Here is a 6,000-nt window from a genome sequence, read left to right as displayed (position 1 = left end):
CGAGCTGGTGACCTGGATGAAACAACAGGGCATCCGCCTGGAATACATCCAGCCCGGCAAGCCCCAGCAGAACGCCTATGTCGAACGCTACAACCGGACCGTGCGTTACGACTGGCTGAGCCAGTACCTATTCGACTCCATCAGCCAGGTGCAGGACGCCGCTACCCGATGGCTATGGACCTACAACCACGAACGACCCAATATGGCTATCGGCGGCATCACTCCGATGCAGAAACTGATAGCCGCTTAGCTCCACTCTTGGGCAGCGTTAAGAATGGGGGGATTACCGCCGGACTTTCTCAATGTAGGGGTAATCGGACAGCGCTTTGCATACCCGCCGCAATTCATCAGCGGAAAGATACCGCTCACGCTTGGCTTCGTGATTCTTGTCGATGCCCTTCGCGGGATTTGCTTCACAGACGCCCCAGCGGATAGCGACATTGAACATGGTCGAGAGAACCGCAACGACGCGATTCGCGAGCACGGGCTGGCCCTCGCTAATGCGTCGATGTAACCGGCGGACGTCATCGTTTTTGATGGCAGTGATCTTTCGCGTGCCGAGGGCAGGACGCACGAATTTATCGACCACGTAGGCATAGTGCTGATGGGTCCTGGATCGATTGCGGGGCTTTACGTGCTCGTTCAGAAAGCGGTCGCAAAATTCGGCGAGTGTGGGCTCCGAGTGACGGGCTTCACGCTCCTCCATCGGATCAATTCCTGTGTCCACCATCCGCCTGAGAACACCGGCTCGCTCACGGGCCGCAGCAACACTCCACGCTGGATACGGCCCGATCGTGTATCGGCGTTCTCGACCCAGTACGCGGTAATTTAGGACGAAGGATTTAGCACCGGACTTCGTAACTCGTACGCCGAAGCCAGAGATTTTTTCGTCCCAGACGATTCTGTAGCGAGTAGCCGGCGCGGGCATGGCTTTCACGAGCCGGTCGGTAAGTCGTTGCTCCATCGTGCGCCAAACCCCTGGTAGCGGTGTCAGCACTATGTCAGCAAATTAGTGCGCAACCAGTGACGTCGACTGTCTCACGATGGCAATCTATGGGCAACCGGTTTCATAACATAACCAGTGGGTTAGGGCGGAATCAACCTATTCTTCTTGTTTCTCGGATAATCGTTGTGATTGAATGGGGTGCAGAAGGTCGTAGGTTCAAATCCTGCTACCCCGACCATTTCCATTTCCTTCCGTTGCCGATTGGCTGCTAAGCCAATGCTGCAACAGACCCCTCGTGTCATATCCGGCAACGCTGGGTAATACTCCGCCTGCGTCGGCCCCATCCGTCATACTGAGGCGCGAAGCGCCGCGGGCTATCTCATTTGGGTAGGCGCATTGTTTGAGCATGACCGGGGCAGGAGGTCGCCGCATCACTCCTACTGACGCCAGACTTCCTCGCCGCAGCGACGGAGAAGTGTGATGTATCGCCTCTGACACGAGCCCCGTTCATGCGAGCGGCCTGAGCGTCATCCACACCGCCCCCGGTTCGCGCTCTACTTCCATCCGGCCGTCGCCCGGATGGAAGCGGTAGGTGAGATGGCAGTAATCCCGGGGGTTGCGCAGGTAATTCGGGCTGAAGATGTCGACATTCACGCCGCCCGCGTGGCGCGCCGAGGGCGCCAGCAGGCCGGGGTGGTGGCCTTCGTGAACCGCCCGGCCGACCTGCTGCGTGAAGTCATAGCTGTCACTGGCCACCAGCGCCGGGAAGTCCCGTTCCTTGCCACACAGGTCGAACACCAGCGCATCCACATGGGCCGTCTTCACGCAGCGTTCGCGGATGATCGGCCGTTTGTGCCGGTCCTGGCCGCGTCCCGCCAGCTCGCGGGCAAAGTGGTAGGTGGTTTCAGCCACCGTCGTTTCCACGCGCCGTGAGCCGTACCAGACGCCGAAACTGCCGTCGGTATAACGGCTGCGTGCCCAGTTGCGATGGTCGAACGGAAAGCCGACCACCCCGTACCAGGGCTCGAACGGGCGATTGATCAGCGGCTGATCCTTGCGGCCGCGGGTGCGCATCTCGGCCTTCACTGCGGCCGCCGAATCCTCGTCATTGTCGGCAAGCCGGTGAAAGAGATCGCGACCGCGCCGCAGGCTGACGAAGTTGCGGAACGCGTCCTCCCGGATGTGGACCGGATGGTCGAACAGCGCATCCGGTAGACCCGCCGCCATCACCGGCCTCGCAGATAATCCAGGTAGGCCCGCAGGTCCCGCAACCCGGCCAGGCCCTCGCGTGCCACGACCTGGTACGGCGTCATCCCGCCCAGGGCCTGATCAGGTGTCGTCGCCCAGGATTCGACCAGTTCCGGATTTTCCGGAAACAGAATCTCCAGCGACTTGATGATGCCCATCAGATGCCCGGCGCGGTCGAGGATATCGCGCTGCTCCGGCAGCGGCGTGCCGTTGGCATAGTTGCGCAGCGTGCTGCGCGTGCGCGGCGACAACCCCAGCATCACCGCCTGCTGGCGCCGATCCAGACCCCACAGATCGAGCAGCCGCACGCACATCCGGGCCAGGCTGGCGCGCTCTTTCCGGCTGATGCCGTCGGGGGCGTCGTCGATTGTAGCTATGGCTTCCACGCCACTTTCTCCGTGATCCATTTGTTTTTATAAATACATATTAGCGTTCTATTAATACGCCAGCAATGCTGACGTCCCGGTGCGGCGAGGCGCCAAGAACCTCGGGCATCCTCTGGATTACCGACCATGGAAGCGCCGGAGAGTCGCGTTAGTCGACCGGTACGCGCTATCTTCGCGCCCTGTTGTCTCGCAGGATTGGCCCTGGGCTGCCGCGCCTGTCGGTGGGTGCGCCAATCAAGCCAGGCGGAGCGTTCAAAAATGGCCCTGTGGATGCATTCATGACCAAACGCGCGTTGATTACCGGCGTCACCGGCCAGGACGGCGCCTATCTGTCCGAACTGCTGCTCGGCCAGGGCTACGAGGTCCACGGCATCAAGCGGCGGGCGTCGCTGTTCAATACCGAGCGGGTGGATCATCTTTATCAGGATCCGCACGAGTCGGAGCAGCGGTTCGTGCTGCATTACGGGGATCTCACCGACGCCACCAACCTGATCCGCATCGTGCAGGAAGTGCAGCCGGACGAAATCTACAATCTGGCGGCGCAGAGCCACGTGCAGGTGTCGTTCGAAACCGCCGAGTACACCGCCAACAGCGATGCCCTGGGCACACTGCGGTTGCTGGAGGCGCTGCGGATTCTGGGTCTGGAGCAGCGCACCCGCTTCTACCAAGCTTCCACCTCCGAGCTGTACGGCAAGGTGCAGGCCGTACCACAGGACGAGACCACGCCGTTCTACCCGCGCTCGCCCTATGCGGCGGCCAAGCTGTACGCCTACTGGATGACCGTGAACTACCGGGAGGCCTACGGCATGCACGCATCGAACGGCATCCTGTTCAATCACGAATCGCCGCTGCGCGGGGAAACCTTCGTCACCCGCAAGATCACGCGGGCGCTGGCGCGCATCAAGCTGGGGTTTCAGCAGCGCCTGTACCTGGGCAACCTGGACGCGCTGCGGGACTGGGGCCATGCCCGGGACTACGTAGCCGCCATGCACCTGATGCTGCAGCAGGATTCACCGGACGACTTCGTGATTGCCACCGGCAAACAGCACAGCGTGCGTGAGTTCGTGCAGCTGGCCGCCGACCGGCTGGACCTGCCGCTGAGCTGGTCCGGGCAGGGGCTGGAAGAGCAGGCGCGGCGTGATGATACCGGCGAGGTGGTGGTCAGCGTGGACCCGCGCTACTTCCGGCCCACGGAAGTGGAAAGCCTGCTGGGCAATCCCGCCAAGGCGCAGCGCCAGCTGGGGTGGCAGCCGCAGGTATCCTTTGCCGAGCTGGTGGCGGAGATGGCGGACGCCGATCTCGACGCGGCCCAGCGCGAAGCGACGCTTCGGGCCAGCGGCTACGCCGTGAACGCGCCGCAGGAATAGTGGCTCCCGGAACAAGGGCAAATTGATGGAACGCGATGCGGCGATCTATGTGGCTGGCCACCGCGGGCTGGTTGGTTCCGCGCTGGTGCGGCGGTTGGAACGGGCGGGTTATACGAATCTGATAACCCGTGGCCGTGACGAGCTCGACCTGACCAATCGCGAGGCGGTCAACGCGTTCTTTGCCGAGACCCGGCCGGACTACGTGTTCCTGGCCGCGGCGCGGGTAGGGGGCATTCAGGCCAACAACGCCCAGCCGGTGGATTTCCTGCGTGACAACCTGCTGATCCAGACCCATGTGATTGATGCGGCCGCGGCGCATGACGTTCGCAAGCTGCTGTTTCTGGGCTCGTCCTGTATTTACCCGAAGTTCGCCCCGCAGCCCATGTCGGAGGACTGCCTGCTCACCGGCGAGCTGGAACCGACCAACGAGTGGTATGCCATCGCCAAGATTGCCGGCATCAAACTGTGCCAGGCCTACCGCCGGCAGACCGGGTTCAACGCGGTGAGCGTGATGCCCACCAACCTGTACGGCCCGGGTGACAACTTCGATCTGGAAACCTCGCACGTGCTGCCGGCGCTGATCCGCAAATTCCACGAAGCTCAGCGTGACGGGCAGGGCAGCGTGGTGCTATGGGGCAGCGGTACGCCGCGCCGCGAGTTCCTGCACGTGGATGACCTGGCGGATGCCTGCCTGTTCGTGATGGACCACTACGAAGACGAAATGCCGTTGAATATCGGCGTGGGCGAGGACATCAGCATCCGGGATCTGGCCGGCCTGATTGCCGAGGTGGTCGGCTTCGAAGGCGAGCTGGAACTGGACCGGACCCGCCCGGACGGCACGCCGCGCAAGCTGCTGGATGTGTCGCGTCTGCATGCGCTGGGCTGGCAGGCGCAGACCGGCCTGCGCGACGGGATTGCGGCGACCTACGACTGGTATCGCGAGAACGGCCCGGGCGTTTGACAATCAAGGCCGACATGCCAGCAATGCTTGGCTTATGCGGCTCTGCATCGGCTATCTCATTGCGTCCGACGTCAACGCGGATCGTAAGCAGCGTTTCGATAGGCCGAATGAATTTGGCCTGCCGCATCCGGTGGAACCCGGTCTGTAGGGCGCAATTCATTGCGCCGGTCTGTCTCTTCCGGCCAGATACTGTCGCCCCCGCCGGATGACGCGGGGCTGGTACGCTCACGCCGCTCGCAACTTCTGCATACCTCCATATCCGTGATCCAACGCATTCTCACCGTCTGCACCGGCAACATCTGCCGCAGCCCGCTGGCCGAGGTCTGGCTTCAGGCGCAGCTGCCGGATCTGCAGGTCACATCGGCCGGCGTTGGCGCGCTGGTCGGGCACGGTGCTGCCCCCAACGCGCAGGATGTGGCAGCAGACGCGGGTCTGGACCTGTCGGCCCACCAGGCGCGCCAAGTCAACGTCGCGCTGGTGGGCGCAGCCGACCTGATTCTGGTCATGGACGACACGCACGTCGCCTGGCTAAAGCGCCACCACCCCACGCTCACCGGCCGCATCTTCCTGCTGGGCCAATGGCGCAACCGGGCCGAGGTGGCCGACCCCTTCCAGCAGCCGCGTGATGCCTTCGACGAGGCTTTTGCCCGCATTCGCGATTACGGTCAGGACTGGGTCGACCGCGTCCGATCTCTGAACGGCGGCCGTTGATCCCCTGGGCATCGGCACAGTGCGAGATATGGGCGCGGCGCAGACTCTTCGTAGGGCCGAATTCATTCGGCCGGGTTGTGTTGGTGCTGCCGTTGGGCAGGGTGTCAGGCGCGATAAATCACGCCCTACAGCCTGGCGCTGATACCCCGGATGATTGCCGGATTGCCCGTAGGGCCGAATTCATTCGGCCTGTCCGGATGCGTCCTCCGGCCGGGATTTCACCTCAGCACGATGCTACCCGAGCCGGATTGCCGCAACTCGTTGCCATGACAGGCAGGCGCGATAAATCACGCCCTACAGCCTGGTGCTGATGCCCCGGATGACTGCCGGATCATCTGTAGGGCCGAATTCATTCGGCCTATAAAGCGCAAGGTGACGGGC

The 6,000-nt window shown here is 62.8% G+C and carries 7 protein-coding genes; 4 read left to right on the top strand and 3 right to left on the bottom strand.

The window, feature by feature from the left end; translation table 11 throughout:
* Nucleotides 1–250: integrase core domain-containing protein (locus tag RM531_RS15545; RefSeq protein WP_311660602.1), on the top strand; the 250-nt coding region annotated here is incomplete at its 5' end.
* A 33-nt stretch (nt 251–283) separates the two neighbouring features.
* Here the strand turns inward: RM531_RS15545 and RM531_RS15540 are convergent.
* The 3 genes from RM531_RS15540 to RM531_RS15530 form a co-directional block, all read right to left on the bottom strand.
* The gene (locus RM531_RS15540) at nt 284–964 is read right to left on the bottom strand and encodes a tyrosine-type recombinase/integrase (protein ID WP_311660601.1); all 681 of its coding nucleotides are present in this window, start codon (nt 962–964) and stop codon (nt 284–286) included.
* A gap of 489 nt (nt 965–1,453) precedes the next feature.
* Nucleotides 1,454–2,173 carry an RES family NAD+ phosphorylase gene (locus RM531_RS15535; RefSeq protein ID WP_311660599.1) on the bottom strand — a complete coding sequence of 240 codons (720 nt, stop codon included), beginning with the start codon at nt 2,171–2,173 and terminating at the stop codon, nt 1,454–1,456.
* Nucleotides 2,173–2,580, bottom strand: coding sequence for an MbcA/ParS/Xre antitoxin family protein (locus RM531_RS15530; RefSeq protein WP_311660597.1), 408 nt, complete (start codon nt 2,578–2,580; stop codon nt 2,173–2,175). The genes RM531_RS15535 and RM531_RS15530 overlap by 1 nt, the downstream gene beginning before the upstream one ends.
* A gap of 278 nt (nt 2,581–2,858) precedes the next feature.
* Here RM531_RS15530 and gmd point away from each other — a divergent pair, with 278 nt between their 5' ends.
* The 3 genes from gmd (at nt 2,859) to RM531_RS15515 (ending at nt 5,619) form a co-directional block, all read left to right on the top strand.
* Nucleotides 2,859–3,947 (top strand): GDP-mannose 4,6-dehydratase, encoded by a 1,089-nt coding sequence (gmd, locus tag RM531_RS15525; RefSeq protein WP_311660594.1) that lies wholly within the window; start codon nt 2,859–2,861, stop codon nt 3,945–3,947.
* Nucleotides 3,948–3,972: 25 nt separating this feature from the next.
* Nucleotides 3,973–4,908: a GDP-L-fucose synthase gene (gene fcl, locus RM531_RS15520; protein WP_311660592.1), complete on the top strand. Its 936-nt coding sequence runs from the start codon at nt 3,973–3,975 to the stop codon at nt 4,906–4,908.
* Between the two features lie 261 nt (nt 4,909–5,169).
* Complete coding sequence (locus RM531_RS15515) at nt 5,170–5,619, top strand: low molecular weight protein-tyrosine-phosphatase (RefSeq protein ID WP_311660590.1); 450 nt, start codon at nt 5,170–5,172, stop codon at nt 5,617–5,619.
* The last annotated feature ends 381 nt before the right edge of the window (nt 5,620–6,000 follow it).

Origin of the sequence: Spectribacter acetivorans, assembly GCF_031846305.1 — a bacterium.
Taxonomy (GTDB): Bacteria; Pseudomonadota; Gammaproteobacteria; order Nevskiales; family Salinisphaeraceae; genus Spectribacter; species Spectribacter acetivorans.
The sequence above is the reverse complement of the archived record's forward strand: the minus strand, read 5'-3'. Positions and strand labels throughout refer to the sequence as shown.